Annotated in this window: 20 protein-coding genes and 1 pseudogene; 11 read left to right on the plus strand and 10 right to left on the minus strand. The window is 64.8% G+C overall.

Annotated features, from left to right (window positions below):
• Positions 1-32 precede the first annotated feature (32 nt).
• From dnaN to rpsT, 3 genes are all read right to left on the minus strand, one after another.
• Positions 33-1,151: a DNA polymerase III subunit beta gene (gene dnaN, locus P6U28_RS32920; RefSeq protein ID WP_122400103.1), complete on the minus strand. Its 1,119-nt coding sequence runs from the start codon at positions 1,149-1,151 to the stop codon at positions 33-35.
• 379 nt (positions 1,152-1,530) lie between these two features.
• Complete coding sequence (dnaA, locus tag P6U28_RS32925; RefSeq protein WP_122400102.1) at positions 1,531-2,940, minus strand: chromosomal replication initiator protein DnaA; 1,410 nt, start codon at positions 2,938-2,940, stop codon at positions 1,531-1,533.
• Positions 2,941-4,196: 1,256 nt separating this feature from the next.
• A complete protein-coding gene (gene rpsT, locus P6U28_RS32930) occupies positions 4,197-4,463 on the minus strand; it encodes a 30S ribosomal protein S20 (RefSeq protein WP_024338506.1) in 267 nt (88 codons plus the stop codon).
• 423 nt (positions 4,464-4,886) lie between these two features.
• Here rpsT and P6U28_RS32935 point away from each other — a divergent pair, with 423 nt between their 5' ends.
• From P6U28_RS32935 to P6U28_RS32945, 3 genes are all read left to right on the plus strand, one after another.
• Complete coding sequence (locus tag P6U28_RS32935; RefSeq protein WP_122406294.1) at positions 4,887-5,204, plus strand: hypothetical protein; 318 nt, start codon at positions 4,887-4,889, stop codon at positions 5,202-5,204.
• Positions 5,205-5,360: 156 nt separating this feature from the next.
• Entirely contained in the window at positions 5,361-6,017 is a 657-nt protein-coding gene (msrA, locus tag P6U28_RS32940; RefSeq protein WP_407120502.1) for a peptide-methionine (S)-S-oxide reductase MsrA, read from the plus strand.
• Between the two features lie 285 nt (positions 6,018-6,302).
• On the plus strand, positions 6,303-7,049 hold the full coding sequence (locus P6U28_RS32945) for a polysaccharide biosynthesis/export family protein (RefSeq protein ID WP_129142321.1): 747 nt from the start codon (positions 6,303-6,305) through the stop codon (positions 7,047-7,049).
• Between the two features lie 129 nt (positions 7,050-7,178).
• On the opposite strand, the gene P6U28_RS32950 is transcribed toward P6U28_RS32945, so the two are convergent.
• The 4 genes from P6U28_RS32950 to P6U28_RS32965 all read right to left on the minus strand — a co-directional run bounded on the left by P6U28_RS32950 (position 7,179) and on the right by P6U28_RS32965 (position 9,859).
• A complete protein-coding gene (locus P6U28_RS32950; RefSeq protein ID WP_122406292.1) occupies positions 7,179-7,661 on the minus strand; it encodes a hypothetical protein in 483 nt (160 codons plus the stop codon).
• 235 nt (positions 7,662-7,896) lie between these two features.
• On the minus strand, positions 7,897-8,568 hold the full coding sequence (locus P6U28_RS32955) for a dienelactone hydrolase family protein (protein ID WP_122406291.1): 672 nt from the start codon (positions 8,566-8,568) through the stop codon (positions 7,897-7,899).
• Between the two features lie 166 nt (positions 8,569-8,734).
• Entirely contained in the window at positions 8,735-9,070 is a 336-nt protein-coding gene (locus tag P6U28_RS32960) for a hypothetical protein (protein WP_122406290.1), read from the minus strand.
• A 24-nt stretch (positions 9,071-9,094) separates the two neighbouring features.
• Entirely contained in the window at positions 9,095-9,859 is a 765-nt protein-coding gene (locus P6U28_RS32965; RefSeq protein ID WP_122406289.1) for an alpha/beta fold hydrolase, read from the minus strand.
• A gap of 502 nt (positions 9,860-10,361) precedes the next feature.
• Between P6U28_RS32965 and P6U28_RS32970 the strand changes: the two genes are divergently transcribed.
• The 3 genes from P6U28_RS32970 to P6U28_RS32980 all read left to right on the plus strand — a co-directional run bounded on the left by P6U28_RS32970 (position 10,362) and on the right by P6U28_RS32980 (position 14,643).
• Entirely contained in the window at positions 10,362-10,853 is a 492-nt protein-coding gene (locus tag P6U28_RS32970) for a (2Fe-2S)-binding protein (protein ID WP_036002624.1), read from the plus strand.
• Positions 10,850-13,135: a molybdopterin cofactor-binding domain-containing protein gene (locus P6U28_RS32975; RefSeq protein WP_407120503.1), complete on the plus strand. Its 2,286-nt coding sequence runs from the start codon at positions 10,850-10,852 to the stop codon at positions 13,133-13,135. Before P6U28_RS32970 ends, P6U28_RS32975 begins: the two co-directional genes overlap by 4 nt.
• Before the next feature lie 413 nt (positions 13,136-13,548).
• Entirely contained in the window at positions 13,549-14,643 is a 1,095-nt protein-coding gene (locus tag P6U28_RS32980; protein ID WP_122406287.1) for an HD-GYP domain-containing protein, read from the plus strand.
• 114 nt (positions 14,644-14,757) lie between these two features.
• Here P6U28_RS32980 and P6U28_RS32985 read toward each other — a convergent pair whose 3' ends face one another.
• Positions 14,758-16,338, minus strand: coding sequence for an ATP-dependent acyl-CoA ligase (locus P6U28_RS32985; RefSeq protein ID WP_407120504.1), 1,581 nt, complete (start codon positions 16,336-16,338; stop codon positions 14,758-14,760).
• Positions 16,339-16,523: 185 nt separating this feature from the next.
• The gene (locus tag P6U28_RS32990) at positions 16,524-16,934 is read right to left on the minus strand and encodes a VOC family protein (RefSeq protein ID WP_129142315.1); all 411 of its coding nucleotides are present in this window, start codon (positions 16,932-16,934) and stop codon (positions 16,524-16,526) included.
• Between the two features lie 124 nt (positions 16,935-17,058).
• Between P6U28_RS32990 and P6U28_RS32995 the strand changes: the two genes are divergently transcribed.
• The 5 genes and pseudogenes from P6U28_RS32995 to P6U28_RS33015 all read left to right on the plus strand — a co-directional run bounded on the left by P6U28_RS32995 (position 17,059) and on the right by P6U28_RS33015 (position 20,115).
• Positions 17,059-18,033: a Bug family tripartite tricarboxylate transporter substrate binding protein gene (locus P6U28_RS32995; protein ID WP_407120505.1), complete on the plus strand. Its 975-nt coding sequence runs from the start codon at positions 17,059-17,061 to the stop codon at positions 18,031-18,033.
• Between the two features lie 147 nt (positions 18,034-18,180).
• Positions 18,181-18,459, plus strand: coding sequence for a DUF3551 domain-containing protein (locus P6U28_RS33000; protein WP_122406283.1), 279 nt, complete (start codon positions 18,181-18,183; stop codon positions 18,457-18,459).
• 100 nt (positions 18,460-18,559) lie between these two features.
• Complete coding sequence (locus P6U28_RS33005; RefSeq protein WP_162500530.1) at positions 18,560-19,015, plus strand: helix-turn-helix transcriptional regulator; 456 nt, start codon at positions 18,560-18,562, stop codon at positions 19,013-19,015.
• An 11-nt stretch (positions 19,016-19,026) separates the two neighbouring features.
• Positions 19,027-19,359 (plus strand): annotated as a pseudogene (locus tag P6U28_RS33010) (SRPBCC domain-containing protein); the annotation flags it as partial.
• An 18-nt stretch (positions 19,360-19,377) separates the two neighbouring features.
• Complete coding sequence (locus tag P6U28_RS33015) at positions 19,378-20,115, plus strand: DUF899 domain-containing protein (protein ID WP_407120506.1); 738 nt, start codon at positions 19,378-19,380, stop codon at positions 20,113-20,115.
• Between the two features lie 235 nt (positions 20,116-20,350).
• Here P6U28_RS33015 and P6U28_RS33020 read toward each other — a convergent pair whose 3' ends face one another.
• Complete coding sequence (locus P6U28_RS33020; RefSeq protein WP_407120507.1) at positions 20,351-21,595, minus strand: S1C family serine protease; 1,245 nt, start codon at positions 21,593-21,595, stop codon at positions 20,351-20,353.
• Between the last annotated feature and the right edge of the window lie 166 nt (positions 21,596-21,761).

Here is a 21,761-nt window from a genome sequence, read left to right on the forward strand (position 1 = left end):
AAGCCCGGCCATGACAAGAGGAGAAAATAGCCTCACACCCGCATCGGCATCAGCACGTACAGTGCGCTCTTGTCGTCACGATCCTGCACCAGGGTTGGTGAGCCCGGATCGGCGAGGCGGAGGGTTGCGACGTCGCCTTCGATCTGGGCGGCGATGTCGAGCAAATAGCGGGAGTTGAAGCCGATATCGAGGGCGTCGGCGGCGTATTCGACCTCGAGCTCCTCGGTCGCGCTGCCCGAATCCGGATTGGTCACCGACAGCACCAGCTTGCCGGCCGACAGCGACAGCTTCACCGCCCGCCCGCGCTCGCTGGAAATGGTGGAGACGCGGTCGACCGCGTTCTCGAAGTCCTTCTTGTCGACGACGAGCTCCTTGTCGTTGTTCTGCGGGATGACGCGGCCGTAGTCGGGGAAGGTGCCGTCGATCAGTTTCGAGGTCAGCACGACGTTGCCGATCGTAAAGCGGATCTTGGCCTGCGACAGCTCGATCGTCATCTCGGCCTCGGTGTCCTCGATCAGGCGCTGCACCTCGCCGACGGTCTTGCGCGGCACGATCACGCCCGGCATGCCCTCGGCGCCCCTGGGCTGCACCAGGTCGAGCTGGGCGAGGCGGTGGCCGTCGGTGGCGACGCCGCGCAGGGTGGCGGCCTTGGCCGTGCCGGCCGCGTGCAGATAGATGCCGTTGAGGTAGTAGCGCGTCTCCTCCGTCGAGATCGCGAACTGGGTGCGGTCGATCAGCCGCTTGACGTCCTTGGCCGCGAGCGAGAACGAGTGGGACATGTCGCCGGCGGCGAGATCCGGGAAATCATTCTCCGGCAGCGTCTGCAGCGTGAAGCGCGAGCGGCCGGCGCGGATCGCGAGCACCGCCCGGTCGCCGTCGGCCTCCAGCACGATCTGCGAGCCGTCGGGCAGCTTGCGCACGATGTCGTAGAACATGTGCGCCGGCACGGTGGTGGAGCCCGCGGTCGCGGTTTCCGCCGGCAGCGTCTCCGTCACCTCGAGGTCGAGGTCGGTCGCCTTCAGGGACAATTTGGCGTTTTCGGCGCGGACCAGCACGTTGCCGAGGATCGGGATCGTGTTGCGGCGCTCGACCACGCGGTGGACATGGCCCAGCGACTTCAGGAGTTGCGCGCGTTCGACCGTAACCTTCATTGCACTACTCGCCCGATCCCCAAGGAAAACTCTGAGTTGGAAGAAGCCCGGCAGCCGAAAAGCGCCACGGCACCGAAGACCCCGGAAGGCCGGGTCATCGAGCCGATATGACCAAAGCCGTCAGGGTCGCGCAAGGTGGCGCGGATGGCGCTGGGATTCAAGGCATTGGGGGGCAGTTCCCCACGATTTAACGGCAAACCGGCGCCGGCAGCCGGGTGCAGGTGCGCTCCCTCGCTGGTGGGGGTAGCGATCGTCCCCACAGCGTCATGGCCGGGCTCGTCCCGGCCATCCACGGCTTGCCTAAGGAGCCCAAAGAACGTGGATGCCCGGGTCAAGCCCGGGCATGACGGCCTCTGCTGAAGGCGAAACAAATAGGCCTTTATTCCTGAAGCTGGCGCTTCAGCGACTCGACCTCTTCCAACAGCGCGGTGTCCTTGGAGACCAGCGCCTCGATCTTGCGTACCGCGTGCAGCACGGTGGTGTGGTCGCGTCCGCCGAAGCGGCGGCCGATCTCGGGCAGCGAGCGCAGGGTCAGCGTCTTGGCGAGATACATCGCCACCTGGCGCGGGCGGACCACGTTGGCGGTGCGGCGCGAGGACAACAGGTCGGAGCGGCTGACATTGTACTGCCGCGCCACCACGCGCTGGATGTCCTCGATCTTGATCCGCTTGGGCTCCTGCGGCCGCACCAGGTCGCGCACCTCGTGCTCCGCCATCTCCAGCGTCACCGGCCGGTTGTTGAGCTTGGAATGCGCGAGCAGACGGTTGATCGCGCCTTCGAGATCGCGGCCATTATGGGTGATGGTGCGCGCCAGATATTGCAGCACCTCCTCGGGCACCTCGAACGTCGCATGATGGGCGCGGGCCGCGGCGACGCGCGACTTCAGGATGCCGTGGCGCAGCTCCTCGCCGAGCGAGCCCATCTCGACCACGAGCCCGCCGGCGAGCCGCGAGCGCACGCGGTCGTCGAGGCTTTCGAGGTCGGACGGCGGACGGTCGGCCGCGATCACGACCTGGCGGCCGGCGTCGATCAGCGCGTTCAGCGTGTGACAGAACTCGGCCTGCGTCGACTTGCCCTGGAGGAATTGCAGATCGTCGATGACGAGCACGTCGATGCCGCGCAGCGCTTCCTTGAAGGCCAGCGCCGTCTGCGTCTTCAGCGCAGCGACGAAGCCGTACATGAATTTCTCCGCCGTGAGATACAGCACCTTGCGCTCGTTGCCGGAATTGCCGGCCCAGGTCACCGCCTGCAGGAGATGCGTCTTGCCGAGGCCGACGCCGGCGTGAATGTAGAGCGGGTTGAACATGACGGGATCGCCGCGGCGTCCTTCGGCAACCTGGCGCGCGGCGGCATGTGCCAGCGTGTTGGAGCGGCCGACGACGAAGCTCGCGAAGGTCAGGCGCGGATCCAGCGGCGAGCCGCCGAGCGCGTCGTGATTGGCCGAGACCGGCGCGGTCGCGGTCGAGCGCAATTCCGGTGTCGGCGCGCGGCGCGCCTCGACCGGCGCGGGCGCTTCCTTCGGGTGCGCCGCCGGACGCACGGCGGAGCGGACCGTGAGGTCGATGCGATGCACTTCCGGCATCTCGGCCTGCCAGCACGACAGCACGCGCTCGGCATAGTGGGCCTGGATCCAGCTCTTCAGGAACCGCGTCGGCACCGAGAGCCGCACGCTCTCGTCCTGCACGCCTTCGAGATCCATGCGTGCAAACCAGCTCGTGTAGACGTCCTCGCCAACGCTCGAGCGCAGCCGACCCTTCACGCGTGACCAGCGATCCTGTTCCATTGTCATCGTCAGAAAACTTCTCTTGAGAGATATAGTTGCGTTGTGAGCGCCATGCAGGGGTCCTGCCCGGTCCCTGAAGTGGCGCGACCTCGAGCGAGTCCATCGTCGGGCATGGCTCGACCTTCGGCGCGAACGCCGCGGGTCAGATCAGCGATGTCAGAGATGGAAGGGTCGCGAGGTCAGCGCGTACTCGGCGCTCCGTCACACGCGGGGGGCTGGAGATCGGACGGAGCTGGAACGGCATCGCTGGAATGGGAAACGTGCTTCAATACCGCGTTGAGTCCGTAAGACATGATACCTCCCCGTCCTGCCGTGATCGCTCACGACAAGGTCCTGCGTGTCCTGAAGACAACCGCGCCGTACTCCTGTCGCGGATGCCTGCCCAATGTACTGGTCGTCCGCTCGACGTCGCCCAGCTTGCGTGCCGGGGTAGCATTGCGATGTCTCTCATATACGCTTGGCGCGAGCGAGAAGATCCCGCCTGGAGACATTCAGACAAAAAACTACCCTTCCCATATTGCTATGGGTTTTGCACCGACATCACTTGTTGAAGCGTCGCCTACGTGCTCATCGCCGCCGATTTGCACGCTCGCCCCGTTTCCTAAACCGCGCTGGTCTGAAGATCGTGGGCGCCGCTGACCACTTAAGGAATACACTAAGCGGAAAGACTCGCAACGAAATTGATTCACACTTGAGGCACCAAAAAACTTGACCTCGGTTAACGCCGCGCGCGACGGTTCACAGGCTGCGAAGCAAGTTTTTGAATCCGTGCACAGAATCGAAAATGTGGTGCGTCGTGTGACAATTCTCGGCCACCGCCAAAATTTTTTTACAAATTCGTCACGCGCTGCACGTGCGAGCGAATTTTCCAAATGCTTGTCGCTGCTATGTTGATAAGTGATTATCGAGTCATCGCTTTTCGAGACTCGTTTTGCAGGGTAACTCCACCGTGACACACATTCCGGTGAATTTACGGAGCGCAGAACTTCTCGGCCGCCGATTCAATTGGAGCCCGCGGCACAGGGGTTTTTGCAACGCAGTGAGGTTTCCGCTGTTGCAGTACAGCGTCCGGTAGAACTACGGGACGAAGAATAACGCAGACGATGCAAATCGTCCAAGCGAAGATCGGGCTGCGCGTGGCTGCTTGCGCGAACATGACAGTCAACAAAAAAGCCCGGCGCAATGCCGGGCTGTTTGACGCGCTGACCGGATCGACCGATCAGATGCTGCGCGAGACTACCTCGCGAGATTGCTTCGCAATATTACTTGGCGAGCTTGGCGATCTGCGCGGTGAGGCGCGAGACTTTGCGGCTGGCGTTGTTCTTGTGAATGATGTTGCGCTGGGCGGCGCGCATCAACGCCGGCTCGGCAGTCGCGAGTGCCTTCACGGCTGCGGCGCGATCGCCGCTCTTGATGGCTTCCTCGACGGTGCGCACGGCGCCGCGCATCTGGGTGCGGCGCGACTTGTTGACGGCGGTGCGGCGGGCGATCTTGCGCGTCGCTTTCTTGGCGGAAGTGGTATTGGCCATGGTCTCAATGTCCTTTGCGGGTACCGGTCGCGTCTTGGTCGGGTAGCGCCGGCTTGCTTGACCGCGTAATCGACGCTCGGATTTAGGGTGTTCGGTTGCTGGGCCGTTCCCGGAACATGAGCGACGGCCTTGCGGCTGTCTCTGAGGCTCCAAGGAGTCTTCAAGCTCGAGAGAGTCTTGAGGCTCAAGGTGCCTGCAACTGCTCAAAGAACAGCGGCGGCGGGATTGCGCCCACCGCCAATTGCCGCCCTTATAGAGAGGGTCTTCAGCACCGTCAACGCTTTCGGGGGCCGGAAATCCGGTCTTTGGCGGCCTGGATGGGCACCGTAACGCCCTGAAGAGGTTGAATTTCTGCCGTCGCCCGGCTATTGGCTGGCAACGTTCCAGGAGGCCGTTCGATCGGGCGGCCATCGCAGGTGAGGCATGATCCGCGGCTTTTTCCGACTGATTGGGCTGTTGCTGCTCGCCGGCGGGTTCATCTTCATGGTCTATGACGGTGCCCGCTGGGTGGCCGATCAGAACCTCAAATTCACCCGGTTCGGCCAGTTCTGGAACGACATCAATCAGGCCAGCCAGTCGGCATTCCGCACCTGGGTCGAGGCCAAGGCGCCCTGGCTCTGGACCTCGGTGATCCGCCTGGTGCTGGATCAGCCGGTCTTTGCCGTCCTCGGCATTCTCGGCATCCTCCTGATGATCCTGTTCCGTCCGCGCAAGCCCTTGATCGGCTATTCCCGGGACTGAGCCTGGAACGGGCGGCCGCGTAACACGGCTGCGTCCTGTCGCGTAGACGCCTATAGTCCCACCTCATCGCGAGCACGCCGCCTGAGCTGTCTGGTTTCTCGTGCCCGGTTTTCCAGCTTGGCTCAGGCGACGGACAGTTCGCTTCGGAGATCCGTCATGCTGTTCATGCGCAAGACCACCGCACTGCCGAGCGCAACTGAGGCGTTGCCGGGCCGTGCGCAGGCCATCCCGACCGCAACCACCCATTTCGTCAACGGCGCGAAGCTGAAGCCGCCTTATCCCGCCGGCCTCGAGCAGGCGGTGTTCGGGCTCGGCTGCTTCTGGGGCGCCGAGCGCAAGTTCTGGGAGCTTGGCGACGGCGTCCACGTGACTGCCGTCGGCTACGCCGGCGGTCACACGCCGAACCCGACCTATGAGGAAGTCTGCTCGGGCCGCACCGCCCACACCGAAGTGATGCTGGTCGTGTTCGATCCGAAGAAGATTGCTTACGAGAAGCTCTTGAAGACGTTCTGGGAGAGCCACGACCCGACCCAGGGCATGCGCCAGGGCAACGACGTCGGCACGCAATATCGAAGCGCGATCTACACCTATTCCGATGCGCAGAAGAAGGCCGCCGAGCAGTCGAAGGCGCTCTACCAGAAGGCGCTTGCCGCGAAGGGTCTCGGTGCCATCACCACCGAGATCGCGCCCGCCGGCGAATTCTATTTCGCCGAGGACTATCATCAGCAATATCTGGCGAAGAATCCCGCCGGCTATTGCGGCCTAGGGGGCACCGGCGTGTCCTGCCCGATCGGGGTCGGTGTGAGCGTGTAGGCGGAACGGCGCATCTTGCTTACCCTCCCCTGGAGGGGGAGGGTCGGCTCACATTGAGCGCAGCGAAATGTGAGACGGGGTGGGGTGACGGTCTCTCCACATCGCATACTGCCCGGGTGGAGAGATCACCCCACCCCGCTCGCGCTGCGCGCGATCGACCCACGGGCGAGCTACGCTCGTCCCGGACCCCTCCAGGGGAGGGTTGGAGACCATCCCCCTACTCAACGCTTTATTAACCATAACCGGTGCATCACTGCGGCTGTCTCGTTTCGAGGGATGGGTCCGGTGCCGGTTGCACGCGCGTTTCGATGGTCGAAGTTGGCGTCCTTGGCAGCGTCCGCCGCGCTCGCCCTGGGCGGCTGCATGCAGACCGGAAGCCCCGTCGCCTACGTGCAGCCTCGGCCGGATCTCGATTCCATGGCTTATGGCCAGCCCTATAGCGCGCCGCAGCCAGTGGTCGTCGCCAACAACGGCGGCGGCGCCATCGCGGCGTTCAGCAATTCCTTTGCGGCTTCGCCCGCACCGATGCCGGTCGGCTACGCCGCGCCGATGGCGGCGCCGGCGCGCAATGGCGCCTCCTACCATCTCGACGCCGGCGACAAGCTTCGCGTGGTGGTCTACGGCCAGGAAGGCCTCACCAACAGCTATTCGATCGACGCGGGCGGCTCCATCACCATGCCGCTGATCGGCGCAGTGCCGGCGCGCGGCCGCACCACGGCGGGCCTTGCCGGTGAGATCGCCGCACGCCTGCGCAACGGCTACATCCGCGAGCCGTCGGTGGCGGTCGAGATCGAGACCTATCGCCCGTTCTTCATCCTCGGCGAGGTCCTCGCGCCCGGCCAATATCCATACGTGCCGAACATGACAGTCGAGAGCGCGGTCGCCATCGCCGGCGGCTTCTCGCCGCGCGCCAAGCGCGACGTGGTCACCGTCACCCATACCGAGAGCGGCGGCGCCATGCGCGCGGTCGTCCCGCTCGGCACGCCCCTGGCGCCCGGCGACACCGTGTTCGTCGGCGAGCGCTGGTTCTAGGGCCTCAGCCGCGCCCCCCTCGTCATTCCGGGGCGCGACGAAGTCGCGAGAATCCATCTCTCCATCGTCTCTGCAGTCGGATGGATTCCGGGGCTCGCGCTACGCGCGCCCAGGAATGACGGCGGAATCTCACCGCCTGAAATCCAGCCGCCCGTTCGGAAAACATCCGTCGATCCGCATCGCATCGACCACGCGACCGACCCAGGGCCGGGTGATCGCCGGCGTGGTCAGATTGATGTATTTTCCGACCAGGCGATCCGCGCCGTCGCGCGCCGCATCGATCAGTCCGTGCCGGCGGCCGTTGTCCCAGTCAAAGCGCAGATAGATCCGGCCTGCTGAGACGCGGATCTCGGCGCGGCCCCGCTTCCACTTGTCCGGCGCATCGCCGCCGATGGTGGGATCGGCGCCGCCATTCCAGCGGCTCTGCCACTCGCCCTCGAGCGGATCGGAGCGCGTCGTGATTGATGCCCATGCCGGTGCGTTGACGTCGGCAGCATCGCCGGGCAGCGATGCCGTCGCGGCATAATCCTTCACCTCGAAATCGTCAGGAGATGGAACGTCCATGGTTCCGAACGGATTGCGGATGACGAGGTGCGTGATTGCCTGCTGCATGGCGATCTCCCGGCGTGAGTTGGCTTGACCGGCCAGCTCTATCGCCGGGCGGCACGATGCAGCCACCCGATTTCCGCTCCGGGGCGGCGCAACTCTCTCTTGTCATTCTTGTCATTCCGGGGCGCGCGGTAGCGCGAGCCCGGAAGCCATCGCGCTACCATCGCTGACGCCCGATGGATTCCGGGTTCGACGCTGACGCGTCGCCCCGTAATGACGGCGGGGAGTGTCGCGCGCCCTATTTCAAATGCTTCGCGAAGAACGCCATGCTGCGCGGCCAGGCGATGTCGGCGCTGGCCTTGTCGTAACTGGCGCGCTCGTCGCAATGGAAGCCGTGCTGGGCGCCGGGATAGATGAAGACCTCAACTTCCGGCCGCTTGGTCTTGATGGTCTCGACGTCGGCGAGCGGAATGCCGGCATCCTTCTCGCCGAAATGCAGCTGCGTCGGCACCTTCGGCGTCTCGTCGGCAAAGCGCACGATTGCGCCGCCGTAATAGCCGATCGCGGCCTTCAACCCCGACAGCCGCGTCGCCGCCACGAAGGCGACGCTGCCGCCGAGACAGAAGCCAATGATGCCCACGGGCCCGACGCTTCTGGCGACGTCGATCGCGGCTTGCGTGTCGCGCAGCATCGCGGCCCAGTCCGGATTGGCCACGAACTTGCGCGCCTCCGCAATCTCGTCGGGCGAATAGCCCGACTGGAAGTTCGGCGACGTCCGGTCGAAGATCGACGGCGCGATCGCGACATAACCTTCCCCGGCCAGCCGGTCGCAGACAGAGCGGATGTGATGATTGACCCCAAAAATCTCCTGGATCACCACCACCGCGCCCTTCGGCGTGCCTGAGGGATCAGCGCGATAGGCGCCGAGCTGGAAATTGTCGGAGGCCGTCAGCTTGATGTCTTGTCCCACGCGGGTTGTCCTTCTTGGTTGTCGATCCGAAATTCAGCTCTCTCCTCATCCTGAGGAGCGCGCTCTTCGCGCGCGTCTCGAAGGATGCAAGGCCGAGAGGCGGCAGCGGGGCCTTCATCCTTCGAGACGCTTGCTGCGCAAGCTCCTCAGGATGAGGGGATAGGGTTCACTCCCACATCCAGTTCTCGCCGTAATCCTCCTTCCATCCTGCCAGCCGTCCGTGGCGGAATTGCAGGAACAGGCGGTGGCGGTGGGGGAGCAAGCCGCTGCCGCCGATGTTGCGCAAAGCGAGGTAGATCTCGTTGCCGGCACGTCCCCGTACATATTGCAGCGGCTGACCGAGGGCGCGCGCGGTCTCTCCTGCATCCATGCCGAAGGCGAGCGGCGTGTTGTTCGACGAGGTCGTGACGAACGGCTGGCGCGGCGGCACGGCGCCGAACGGCTCGGCCTGCGCCGATATCGACAGCAACATCGTGCCCGCGGCCAGCATCATCAGCTTCATCGCCTACGTCCCTGCTCGATCGCCCTATGCCGGCAAGTTCTTCAGGAAAGGCACGACCGCGTCAACAAAAGCCTGGGGCTGATCGATGTTGACGGCGTGTCCGGCGGCGGGGATCACGACCTTTTGTGCGCCGGGGATCTTTGCCGCCATGTAGTCGGACGCGGCGAGGAACGGCGTGTCGTCGGCGCCGACCACGATCAGCGAGGGCACCGTGATGTCGGGGAGCAACTCGATTACGCAGGCGTCGCGCTGGGTCAGCATGCCGCGTGCGGCGAGCGCCAGCCCCCTGGCGTTGCGATGGTTCGCGGTGGCGCGCTCGCGCGTTGCCGATTTCAGGACGTCGAGGCCTTCGCGGTCGAGCCTGTCGGCCGTCGCAAGCGCCCGCGCGTTCCAGGCCTCGCGCGCGTCGTCCTTCTTGAAGCCCGGTCCGGTATCGATGATCAACAGCGCACGGGCCCGCTCCGGGTGTGCGCGATAGAACGCGAGCGACATGTAGCCGCCGAGCGAGAGGCCGCCGATGACGGCGCGCTTCGTGCCGACCGCATCGAGGATCGCCGCCATGTCGCCGACCGTCAGCGCTTCGCTGTACGCGTTCGGATCGTCGGGATAGTCGGACCGGCCGTGGCCGCGCATGTCCCACAGGATCAGCTGGTGATCCCCAGCGAGCGCATCGACCTGCCCATGCCACATCGTCGAGGTCGAGGAATAGCCGTGGGTGAGCAGCAATGGCGGCCCGTTGCCATGGACCTCGTAGTAGATTTCGACGCCGTCCCGGTTGATTTTAGGCATTGTTTTTCGCGCCTTTCTCGTTTCTTTTCTATCGCGCCTCGATGACGGTCCACCCACTCCCCCTGTGGGCCCCCTGTGGGAGAGGGTGGCTTCGCGAAGCGAAAGCCGGGTGAGGGGTCTCCATCCTCACGAGCGGTTTTGCGAGTGGAGAGAACCCCTCATCCGTCGCGCTACGCGCGCCACCTTCTCCCACAAGAAAGGGGAGAAGGAAGTCCGCGCCTGCGGCTGCACTCTAGCGCGCCAAGTTACCTCGAAGAAACTACCTGATCGCAATGGCACGCATGTCGGACAACACGCTCTGTTGCGTCCAGTCGCTGCATCCGCCTGCTCTCGCAACGCACAACATCGGGCTGCCGAGATCGTTCGACTGCATCCAAATTGCATTTGCCTCCGTGCCTGAACGCGATCATTCTCGCGGGCAAGGCTGACGCCGGCCCGGTGGGCGTTCGCCACACAAGTTGCCGCCGTAAGCGGCTTCATGCACCGGCAGGGGAAGACGCCTATGCCAACACTCACCATCAACGGGCGGAGTCTGTCCGTGGATGCGGCGAACGACACGCCGCTCCTCTGGGCGATCCGCGAGCAATTGCAGATGACGGGCACCAAGTTCGGCTGCGGTGCCGGGCTGTGCGGTGCCTGCACCGTGCACGTCAACGGCGAAGCGGTGCGCTCGTGCCAGACCATGGTCGGCGACGTCGCCGGCAAGAAGATCACTACGATCGAAGGCCTCTCGGCCAAGGGCGATCATCCCTTGCAGAAGGCTTGGATCGCCGAGCAGGTGCCGCAATGCGGCTACTGCCAGTCCGGGCAGATCATGCAGGCGGCTTCGCTGCTCGCGAAGAATCCCAATCCGACCAAGGAAGAGGTGGTCGCGCATATGGACGGCAATCTCTGCCGTTGCATGACCTATTCACGGATCCAGAAGGCGATCATGCGCGCCGCATCCGAGATGCGCACCGCATCCGCCACCTCCAGCGAGCGGAGGCCCACATGAACAAGCACGTCAAGAACGTCACTGCCGAGGCGACGGATCTCAGCCGCCGCTCCTTCCTCGTCGGCACCGCCGCGACCGGCCTCGTGCTCGGCTATGCCGGCGTGCCCGGCATCTATCCTGCGGCCGCCGCGGCGCCTGCCAATTTCGAGCCGAGCGTCTGGTATGCGATCTCGCCGGACGGTCTCGTCACCGTGACCTGCGGCAAGGCCGACATGGGCCAGCACATCGCCTCCACCATGGCGCAGATCGTCTGCGAGGAGCTGGGCGCGAAATGGAGCGACATGCGCGTGGCGCTCGCCTCCAACGATCCGAAGTTCAACGATCCCGTGCTGGGTGCGCAGATCACCGGCGGCAGCTGGTCGACCATGATGAACTTCGACGCCATGAGCCGCGCGGGCGCCGCGGGCCGCATCGCATTGACCGAAGCTGCCGCCGCCGCGATGGGCGTGCCGGCGTCCGAGCTCGTGGTGCGCGATTCCGTGATCGTGCATCCCAAGTCGAGGAAGCAGATGTCGTTCGCCGATGTCGTGAAAAGCGGAAAGGCGACGAAAACCTTCACGCCCGACGAGCTGAAGGCGATCAAGCTGAAGACGCCCGATCAATACACCATGATTGGCGTCTCGGTGCCGCAGCTCGACATCCCCTCCAAGACCAATGGCACGGCGAAGTACGGCATCGATGTGATGCTGCCGGGCATGGTCTATGGCGCGGTGGTCACGCCTCCGGTGCGCTTCGGCGCCACGGTGAAATCGGTCGACGACAGCGCGGCGAAGAAGGTGCCCGGCTTCATCAAGGCCGTCACCCTCGACGACAAGACCGGCACGACGTCGGGCTGGGTCGTCGCCGTGGCCAGCACCTACGCCAACGCCAAGAAAGCGGCGCAGGCGCTGAAGGTCGCCTACGACAACGGCCCGAACGCCAAGCTGTCGAGCCAGTCGCTGCTCGATGAAGCCATGCGGCTTCAGAAGCTGGAGGATTCCGGCCAGTTCTTCGTCAAGGACGGCGATCCCGTTGCTGCCTTCGGTTCGGCGGCCAAGGTGCTGGAGGCCGAGTACACCACCAGCATCAACATCCATGCGCCGCTGGAGCCGATGAATGCCACCGCGGAGTTCAAGGGCGACATCCTGCACATCTATTCCGGCAACCAGTTCGCGACGCGTTCCGGCGCGATCGCCGCGGGTGCCGCCGGGATCGATCCGAAATTCGTGGTCATGCACCAGATGTGGCTCGGCGGCGGCTTCGGCCGGCGTCTCGATGCCGACATGATGATCCCCGCGGTGCAGGCAGCGAAGGCGGTCGGCAAGCCGGTGAAGGTGATCTACACGCGCGAGAACGACATGACGATGGATTTCTCGCGTCCGCTCACCTATCAAAAGGTCAAGGCCGGCGTGGACGGCGATGGCAAGCTCATCGCGATCAGCCACGACGTGGTCTCGGCCTGGCCGACCGCGCGCTGGGGAATCCCGGACCTCCTGACGCCCTCGGTCGACAAGAAAGGCCCGCTCGATTCCTTCACGGTGAACGGGGCCGACTTCTTCTACACCGTGCCCAACCATTATGTGCGCGCGATCAAGAACGAGCTCGCGCACAACGCCACACCGTCCGGTCAACTCCGCTCGGTGGCGCCGGGCTGGACCTTCTGGGCGGTCGAAAGCATGATCGACGAGATCGCGGCGGCGACCGGCAAGGATCCCGCCCAGTTCCGCATCTCGCTGCTCGACGGCGCCGGCAAGAACGACGGCGGCGCGCAGCGGCTGCGCAACACCCTGCTCGCCGCGATGGGACTTTCGGGCTACGGCACCAAGCAATTGCCGAAAGGCGAGGGCATGGGCGTGGCCTGCGTCTCCTCGCAGGAGCGCGCGACTGCAAGCTGGACGGCGTGTGTCGCCCATGTCGCGGTGGCGCCGTCGGGCGCGGTGACCGTGAAGAAGCTCACGGTCGCAACCGACGTCGGCACGCAGGTGCATCCCGACAACATTCGTGCCCAGGTCGAGGGTGCGGCACTGTGGGGCCTGTCGCTGGCGATGTACGAGAAGGCGACGCTGAAGGACGGTGGCATCGAGCAGACCAATTTCGACAGCTACACGCCCTTGCGCATGAGCCAGACGCCCGAGGTCGCGGTCGCCGTGATCGCCAATGGCGAGAAGGCCACCGGCGTCGGCGAGCCCGCGGTGACGGTGGTGGCGCCGGCCATCGGCAACGCCATCTTCAACGCCTGCGGCGCCCGTGTTCGCGCCCTGCCGATCACGGCGGAGGCGGTGAAGGCGAGCATGAAGGCGTAAGCTGAGCCGCGATCGCCAAACGAGATGATCCGCCGGAGGGCAACCTCCGGCGGATCTGTTTTGGGGAAGCCGCCTCCACACCCTCACTGTCATGCCCCGGCTTGACCGGGGCATCCAGTACGCCGCGGCTTCTCGGTTCAGCCGCGCCGTCACGGCGTACTGGGTCGCCCGGTCAAGCCGGGCGACGACAACGGAGGGTGGGGCGACAGCATCCAAAATTCCTCTGTGTTATCAATGCCCGTTCTACTGTGCATGGGGTTGTTTTCGCGGCTTCGAAGCTCCCCCTCCCGGAACCCCAATCCCTAAAATTGCACCCTATTCCCCAAGGTTCCATTGAGCACGCCTCTTAAGGCCCGGAGAACCTGATCCGGCTTAGGCTGACGCCAAATCCAGTTCCGTGCTTTGGGGAAGTCATGAGCGCCTCAGCCAAACCCGCCGCCAACCGTCGGCTTCTGCTCGCCTCCGATCGCAGCGACGGGAGCAGCGAGCTCGCCAGCATCTTGAAAGCGGTCGGTGACGTCTCCACGGTGACGACGGAAGAGATTCCCGCCCAGCCGGCGCGCGATCTCTCCGGCCTCGTGGTCGACATCAACCTGCGCTCGCCCGAGAGTGTGCAGCGGGTACGCAACAAGCTGCGCGGCGATGCCTACCGTTCGATGCCGCGGCTGTTCGTGCTCGCGGACGCCCTGCATCACGGCACCATGCAGGCCTGGGCGTTAGGGGCCACCGACACCATCTCACGGCCGCTCCAGGCGGACGCGATCCTTCAGCGCATCCGCGCCGCTTTCCCTGATACGGCCGCCTATGACGCCACCGATCGCGGCAAGACGCTCAACCGCGGCGTCGCGGCGGCGCACGCGGTGCTGACCAAGATGTTCGAGAAGCTGCCGCTCGGCGTGCCCCTGACCTTCGACGACGTCATCGCGGCCGAGAGCAAGATCCTGAAGGCGATCAAGCATTCCTCGCTGCGCGAATGGCTCACCACGGTCGGCTGCCATCATGTCGGCAGCTACCGCCATTGCCTGTTCGTCACCGGCTTCGCGGTCGCCTTCGCCCAGCATCTCGGCATGCGCGAGGACGACCAGCGCCGCCTGACGCGCGCAGCGCTGCTGCATGACGTCGGCAAGGCCTTCGTTCCAGCCGCGCTGCTCGACAAGCCGGGCAGGCTCACCGACGAGGAGATGGCGGAGGTCCGCCAGCATCCGCGCCGCGGCTATGACGCGCTCGCTGCCCAAGGCGGCTTCCCGCCGGAGATGCTCGACGTGGTGCTGCATCATCATGAATTCCTCGACGGCTCCGGGTACCCGAACGGCCTGTCGTCGAACCAGATCAGCGACATCGTGCGCCTGACGACGATCGTCGACATCTACGCCGCCCTGGTGGAGAAGCGCGCCTATCGCATGCCCTTCACCCACTCCCGCGCCTTCGCGATGATGGAAGGCATGGGCGGCAAGCTGGATCAGCAGCTGCTGCAGGCCTTCCGGCCCGTGGCGCTGGGGTCGTTCTGACAATCTAATCCGTCATTCCGGGGCGCGCGAAGCGCGAACTGTGGTGCGCAATTGCGCACCTGAGAATCTCGAGGTTCCGGGTTCGGTGCTCTGCACCGCCCGGGAACGACTAGATCACCCCACCATCTTCCTCAGCTCCGCCTTCGCCACCTTCTCCAGCGTCGAGCGCGGCATGTCGTCGACCAGCCTGATCTCGCGCGGCAGCTTGAAGTCGGCGAGGCCCTTGCGGCAGGCTTCCATCACGCGATCATGCAGGTCCGGCGCAGCACCCGCGACGCCGCCTTGCGGGATGATGAAGACGACCGGCACCTCGTCCAGCATCGGATGCTTCTTCGCCACCACGGCAGCTTCCCGCACGCCCGGCACCAGCGCGATCACCTGCTCGATCTCGGAGGCCGCGACGTTCTCGCCGCCGACCTTCAGCATGTCCTTGGCGCGGTCGCCGAACTTGATGAAGCCGTTCTGAAGCCGCTCGACGCGGTCGCCGGTGAGGAAGAAGCCGTGCTCGTCAAAACTCTCGCGCGTCGCCTCCTCGTTGTGCAGGTACTCGGCGAACAGCGACAGGCCCGGGATGCCCTTGATCGCGAGATTGCCGGTGTCGCCGACCTCGGTCGGCCGTCCGTCATCGCCGGTGATACGGATTTCGTATTCCGGCGCGGCGCGGCCGATCGACATCGGGATGTTGGGCTGGTCGACCTCGCCGACAATGCCGTGGGTGATGGTCTCGGTCATGCCCCACCAGCCGATGATCTTGACGCCGAAGGCGGCGAAGGCGGGCGGCTCGTTGATCGCACTGCCCCACAGGCGGAATTTGTGGTCCTTCGGGATCTCCTGCTCGAGCAGCGCTTTCATGCAGAACGGAATCGTCGAGGTCCAAGTCGAGCCGTGCTCGCGCGCGACGCCCCAGAACCGGCTCGCGGAGAAGCGCGGCTGGATCACGCAAGTCGCCCCGACCCACAGTGCCGCCAGCATGGAGTAGGCCAGCGCATTGGTGTGGAACAGCGGGAGATAGGTCTGGTGCACGTCCTCGGCGTGAAGGTCCTCATGCGCGGCATTGATCTTGGCGCCCCACAGCGCGTTGGCATGGGTCCACAGCACCGCTTTCGGCCGTGATGTCGTGCCCGACGTGTACTGTACGCTGCACGGCGCGAGCGGATCGGTCGCGCGCCTCGGACGATCGGCGCTGTCGGCGAACAGGGATTCAAAACTGTCGCCGCGTGAGACTGCCTGCGCAGGCGCTGTACCGGCGTCATGCGAGGTCACCGCCATCCAGCGAATGTTGCGGCAATTCTGCGCGACGACTTCCGCATAGGCCGGCTGCGTGATCGCAGCGACCGCGCCGCAATGATCGGCGAAATACTCGATCTCGGCGGACGCCGAGCGGGTGTTGGTGGTGACCGCGACGGCTCCTAACTCGACACAGGCAAACCAGGCCAGCAGCGCCTCGATGCAGTTGTCGAGGTGAATGAGCACGTATTCGCCGGGCTTGACGCCGCGCCTGGCGAGCCCCGCCGCAAGCGCGCCGACCCGCTCGTGAAACTCGCCATAGCTCCAGCGCCGCGCCGGCGCGTCGAACGGAGCCCAGATCAGGAACGGATGATCACGCCGGACCTCGGCGCGCATCCTCAAAAGCCAGGGCACGTCGAGCCCGTCGAACGGGCTCACGATTCCGGCGGCGGTCTGTTGACCTGGCATGGTTCCTCCCGGTGCAGCCCTGCATCTTGCTGCCGGCTGTCTTTGGATTATTGCGTCTTCCTGCCACCAGATGGCGCGGGGCGCAAATCGGAGCACCCCATCTCTCCCGTCATTGCGAGGAGCCCTTGCGACGAAACAATCCAGGTTCACTCCGCGGAAACAGTCTGGATTTGCTTCGCTGCGCCTCAGTCCTCGTACGACGATATCTCGATCAAGCTGCCATCGGGATCGCGGCAATAGACCGAGCGCAGCGTGCCGCGGGCGCCTTGCCTCGGGCCTGGGCCCGCCTCGATCGCAACGCCATGTGCCCGCAAATGTGCCACCACCTCGTCCGGTGTGGCCGAGGTGAGGAAGCACAGATCCTCGCTGCCGGCGGTCGGATGATTCGCGGTGAACCACTCCACTCTGTCGGCATCGCGCTGCCGGACGTTGATCCTCTGGTTACCGAACTCGAGGAAAGTCCGCGGCGCTTTGCCGCCGCCCGGATCGAACACCTTGACTTCCATGCCGAGAATCTTGCGGTACCACTCCGCCGTCGCCGCGACATCGCTGACATTGATCACGAGATGATCCAGGGCATGAACCTTGACCGGCATGTCTCATCCTTTCGTCGTGATGCGCCCCGCGCACTTTCCGCCTGCGGCAAGCTTTGTTACAACCGCGCCGCCGCGACGTTCAAGCTATCCGACTTTCAAGAACAACACTGGGAGAACCCTTGAGATGATCACTCGCCGTACCGCGCTGGGCCTGCTCGCCGCCAGTCCGCTTGCAGCCACCCCGCTGTCGAAGGCTGTTGCCGCCGATTATCCGGCACGCCCGGTGAAATGGGTGGTCGGCTATCCGCCGGGCGGGGCCACGGACATCCTGGCGCGGCTGATCGGCCAGCGGCTCTCGGAAAAGCTCGGCCAGCAATTCGTGATCGAGAACAAGCCGGGCGCCGGGAACAATATCGCGACCGAATCAGTCATCAACGCCGAGCCCGACGGCTACACGCTGCAGCTGGTCAATCCCGCCAACTACATCAACGCTTCGCTCTACGCCAATCTGAAGTTCAACTTCGTGCGCGACATCGCGCCGGTCGCCTCGTTCCAGCGCGTGCCGAACGTGATGACCGTCAACAAGGACGTGCCGGCCAAGAACGTCGCCGAGTTCATCGAGTACGTGAAGGCCAATCCCGGCAAGGTGAACATGGCCTCGTCCGGCAACGGCACCTCGGTGCATCTGTCCGGCGAGATGTTCATGGCCATGACCGGCTGCAAGATGCAGCACGTGCCCTATCGCGGCGCTGCGCCCGCAATCACCGACATGCTCGGCGGCCAGGTGCAGGTGATCTTCGACAACATGCCCTCGATCATCCAGCACATCCGCTCCGGCTCGCTGCGCGCGATCGGCGTCACCACCGCGGAGCGCTCGCCGCAATTGCCGGACGTGCAGGCGATCGCCGAGACCGTCAAGGGCTATGAGGCGAGCGCGCTGTTCGGCATGGGAGCGCCGAAGAACACGCCGAAGGAGATCATCACCAAGCTCAACAGCGAGATCAACGCGCTGATGAAAGAGCCCGACATGGCCAAGCGCCTGGTCGAGCTCGGCGGCGAGCCTCGGGTGCAGACGCCGGAGGCGTTCGGCGACGAGATCAAGGCCGAGACCGAGAAGTGGAAGAAGGTCGTCGAGTTCGCCGGCCTGAAGGTCGAGTAGCGATCTTGTGATGCCTGAAAAGGGAGCCCTGCCGTTCGGCAGGGCTTTTTTCTTGCGCGCGCGATGCCATGATCCGGAATAAAGCCGTGCGACGAACCTGATGGTAGATGGCGCGTATCTCGCGTCGTGAGCAAAGGAGTTGCGGTCATGCGCAAGACGCAATTGGCACTGCTGACGCTGTGCGCGACGGTCGTTGCCGGCTTCGTCACCATCACGCCGGCGGCAGCCCTCGATTACCCCTGGTGCGCCCGGGGCGGCGAGTATGACTATCCCGGCGAATGCGCCTACAGCACCTATGAGCAGTGCCAGGCGAGCGTGTCCGGGCGGCTGCTGTACTGCGATCGCAATCCTCGCTTCGCCTATGGCCAGCAACAAATCCCGCAGCCGCGGCCGCACCGGCGCGCGCGGCCCGCCGCGCCCTACTGATCGCGCTTCATACTGGCCTCATCCTGATCACGCAGTCGTGCGCACCCGCGCCCGCGGGTTCCGGCTTGACGCTGCCCCGCTCGCTTCTATACTAAACCACATGGTTAAGTATCAGGACGAGGCACTGGACCGGACCTTCGCGGCGCTCTCCGACCCGACGCGGCGTGCATTGCTGGCGCGCCTCGGCGAGCAGCGCAGCCTGTCGGTGAGCGAGCTGGCCGCGCCGTTTCCGGTCTCGCTTCCGGCGATCATGAAGCATCTCGACGTGCTCACGGATGCAGGCCTGATCGTGCGGGAGAAGACCGGCCGCACCGTGGTCTGCCGGCTTACCGCACGGCCGATGGAGCAGGCGATGAACTGGCTCAATCGCTATGCGCAGTTCTGGTCCGACAATCTCGACCGTCTTGCCGCCTTCGTGGAGGAAGAGACATGGCCGCCACCGCCGTCAACGCCGCTGAACGCCCGCCAGCAGATCGACCAAGCCTCACGCTCACGCGCCGGCTCCGCGCGCGGCCGGAAAAAGTCTTCGCCGCCTGGACGCAAGCCGAGCAGCTAGCGCAGTGGTTCGGGCCGCCGAACATGAAGCCGGCGACGTTGCAAGCCGATCTCGACGTCCGCATCGGTGGCCGCTTTCGCATCAGCTTCGTCCGCGACGACGGCGAGTATTTCGAGGCCGGCGGCACCTATCGCGAAGTGGTGCCGAGCGAGCGCCTGGTCTTCACCTGGGCCTGGCACTCGACGCCGGAACGCGAATCGCTGGTGACGATCTCGCTGAAGCCGGACGGTGCCGGCACGTTGATGATCTTCCATCACGCCCAGTTCTTCGACGAGACCGCACGCGACAACCACCAGCGCGGCTGGAGCTCGTTCTTCGACAAGCTCGATGCCTTCGTCGCTTGAGCTCCAAAGGAGAGTATCATGCAGCAACATCAAATCGTTTCGCGCGAGCAATGGATTGCGGCGCGCAAGGCCCTTCTGGCTCGCGAGAAGGAGTTGACGCAGGCCCGCGAACGGGTTGCCGAGGAGCGCCGCCAGCTTCCCTGGGTGAAGGTCGACAAGACCTACGTCTTCAGCGGGCCGAACGGCAAGGTCACGCTTTCCGATCTCTTCAAGGGCCGCCCGCAGCTCATCGTCCAGCACGTGATGTTCGCGCCCGACTGGGACGCTGCCTGCAAGAGCTGCTCGTTTTGGGCCGACGGCTTCGAGCGCATGGTGCCGCATCTGGCCGCGCGCGACACGTCCATGGCTGCGGTCTCGCTGGCGCCCAGCACAAAGCTCGAAGCCTTCAAGAAGCGGATGGGCTGGACCTTCGACTGGGTCTCCTCGGGCGACAACGATTTCAACCGGGACTACGGCGTGACGTTCTCGCGCGAAGAGATCGCGACCGGAAAGCCGATGTACAATTTCGGCACCACGCCAATCTACGGCCCCGAGCTGCCCGGCATCAGCGTGTTTTACCGCGGCGAAGCCGGTGAGATCTTCCACACCTATTCCTGCTTCGCCCGCGGCCTCGACATGATGAACGCCGCCTATCAATATCTCGATCTCACGCCGCTCGGTCGTCACGCGGAGGGTCTGCCCTATCCGATGGACTGGGTCCGCCTGCGCGACCAGTACGAGCCGCAGCCGGCGAAGGCGGCGTGCTGCCACGGGTGAGGGAGGGGCACGCTGGATCCCATCAAAGGTGTCGTCGCCCGGCTTGACCGGGCGATCCAGTACTCCGAGACGGTCGTGGTTCAATCGAGAAGCCGCGGCGTACTAGGAGTCCCCGCCTGCCGCCTACGCTAAAGCTTCGGCGCCCCTGGACCTCGACCGCGGCGAAGCCTTGGCGTAGCCGGGTCGCGGGGAATGACAGCGCGAGGCGGCGAGGCAGCTATCCTTCCGCGCCACGCTACCGCTTCGCGTCCGCCTGCTCCGTCGCATTGCACGAGATCAGCATCGTATAGGGCCGGGCGTTGGCGGCGATGTCGGTGGTCTTGAGCTCGCCCTTTGGTTCGGCGGTCTGATAGGGCACTACGGAATTGTCGAGGAAGTCGCGCAACACGCCCGTCTTGATGGCGAAGTTGATGTTCTCGGGAATGTTTCCGGTCGCCACCGCGATGCGCAATGCCGGAATCTTTCCGGTGACCACGCCCACGACCTGACCGGTGCTATCGAACAGCGGTCCGCCGCTGTTGCCGGGCTGTACGGGCGCACTGATCTGCAGGAAGCGCGAGTCGTTGCGCATGCCGCGGAGCGAGCTCACGATGCCGGTCGTCACGGTGAAGTCCGAGGTCAGGATGCCGTGATAGGGAAAGCCGATCGCGACCACGGCGTCGCCGGAGCGGATCGAGCGGTCACGGATCCGGGCAAAGTCCTTGAATGGCGTCGTCGATGGCGCCTGCATCAGGGCGAGATCGTTGTTGGCGTCGCTCGACACCACGCGCAGCACCATTGCGGCCCCGCCGGTGAGATTGCCCTTGATGTCGCCGGCGCAGCCGTCGATCACATGTTGGTTGGTGACGATGTGTCCGCTCGTGCTGACCACGAAGCCGGTGCCGCTCTTGGTCCTGGCAGATTTGCCGCCGGCCGGCGGTGATGTCTGCTTCTCCGCCGTCGCTGCCGGCTTGGCCGCTCCTTTGGTAAAGTCGCCCGCCTTGCCCAGCCCGTCGGCTTTCACCCTGGTGACGCAATTGGCCAAAGCGGCGATCACCGGTCCGGTCGATGTCAGATCGAAATTCAAGGCGGTGCGGCCGCTCGTCGCGACCATCAGGCTCGCCTTCTGAAACGTTCGCACAACGTTGATAGGCATGACGGATGTGAGCATGTTCGGCTGGTTTGCCGTGGCGAACAGCCTGGCTTGCTCCTGCCCGTCGAAGATGACGTCGATCGCGGCGTTCTCGCCCTGTTTGAAGCGGTAGCTGGGACTCGCAAAGGCCAGCGTCCAGGTGCCGGCGGCATTGTAGCCTACCACGAGTATGACGCCGTTGGCGTAGGGCGTCGTCGCTGCACAATGCGAGAAAGCACCCGTCTCGTCATTGCTGAAGGCGCCGCCGATCCAGTTGCCGACATTGACGGAGCCGAACGGCCCCGCCGCGTTCGCCCCGACCACACTCAACTGCAACGCGACCGCAACAACGAACGACCTCAACCACATACCAGCCCCCGGAACGCTTTCGGATCCATCTTATCCGCGAGGGCAGGTCGGGTGCAACCGTCAGTTGTCCGTCCGAGGTCGTGCGGCTCTCGCAACAGTTCGGGCTTGCATCTGCTTTGCAGCGCCATATACTTTGCAGTACAAAGTAACGACTCATCGTCCCGGA

This window comes from Bradyrhizobium sp. STM 3561 (assembly GCF_045571455.1).
In the GTDB taxonomy this organism is placed as follows: Bacteria; Pseudomonadota; Alphaproteobacteria; order Rhizobiales; family Xanthobacteraceae; genus Bradyrhizobium; species Bradyrhizobium vignae.

Coding starts and splice junctions, on each gene's coding strand:
- P6U28_RS32985 (WP_407120504.1), bottom strand. CDS start 16,338: ATGCCAGGTCAACAGACCGCCGCCGGAATCGTGAGCCCGTTCGACGGG.
- rpsT (WP_024338506.1), bottom strand. CDS start 4,463: ATGGCCAATACCACTTCCGCCAAGAAAGCGACGCGCAAGATCGCCCGC.
- dnaN (WP_122400103.1), bottom strand. CDS start 1,151: ATGAAGGTTACGGTCGAACGCGCGCAACTCCTGAAGTCGCTGGGCCAT.
- P6U28_RS32995 (WP_407120505.1), top strand. CDS start 17,059: ATGATCACTCGCCGTACCGCGCTGGGCCTGCTCGCCGCCAGTCCGCTT.
- P6U28_RS32960 (WP_122406290.1), bottom strand. CDS start 9,070: ATGAAGCTGATGATGCTGGCCGCGGGCACGATGTTGCTGTCGATATCG.
- P6U28_RS32935 (WP_122406294.1), top strand. CDS start 4,887: ATGATCCGCGGCTTTTTCCGACTGATTGGGCTGTTGCTGCTCGCCGGC.
- P6U28_RS33005 (WP_162500530.1), top strand. CDS start 18,560: ATGGTTAAGTATCAGGACGAGGCACTGGACCGGACCTTCGCGGCGCTC.
- dnaA (WP_122400102.1), bottom strand. CDS start 2,940: ATGACAATGGAACAGGATCGCTGGTCACGCGTGAAGGGTCGGCTGCGC.
- P6U28_RS33000 (WP_122406283.1), top strand. CDS start 18,181: ATGCGCAAGACGCAATTGGCACTGCTGACGCTGTGCGCGACGGTCGTT.
- P6U28_RS32965 (WP_122406289.1), bottom strand. CDS start 9,859: ATGCCTAAAATCAACCGGGACGGCGTCGAAATCTACTACGAGGTCCAT.
- P6U28_RS32950 (WP_122406292.1), bottom strand. CDS start 7,661: ATGCAGCAGGCAATCACGCACCTCGTCATCCGCAATCCGTTCGGAACC.
- P6U28_RS32975 (WP_407120503.1), top strand. CDS start 10,850: ATGAACAAGCACGTCAAGAACGTCACTGCCGAGGCGACGGATCTCAGC.
- P6U28_RS32980 (WP_122406287.1), top strand. CDS start 13,549: ATGAGCGCCTCAGCCAAACCCGCCGCCAACCGTCGGCTTCTGCTCGCC.
- P6U28_RS33015 (WP_407120506.1), top strand. CDS start 19,378: ATGCAGCAACATCAAATCGTTTCGCGCGAGCAATGGATTGCGGCGCGC.
- P6U28_RS33020 (WP_407120507.1), bottom strand. CDS start 21,595: ATGTGGTTGAGGTCGTTCGTTGTTGCGGTCGCGTTGCAGTTGAGTGTG.
- P6U28_RS32970 (WP_036002624.1), top strand. CDS start 10,362: ATGCCAACACTCACCATCAACGGGCGGAGTCTGTCCGTGGATGCGGCG.
- P6U28_RS32990 (WP_129142315.1), bottom strand. CDS start 16,934: ATGCCGGTCAAGGTTCATGCCCTGGATCATCTCGTGATCAATGTCAGC.
- msrA (WP_407120502.1), top strand. CDS start 5,361: ATGCTGTTCATGCGCAAGACCACCGCACTGCCGAGCGCAACTGAGGCG.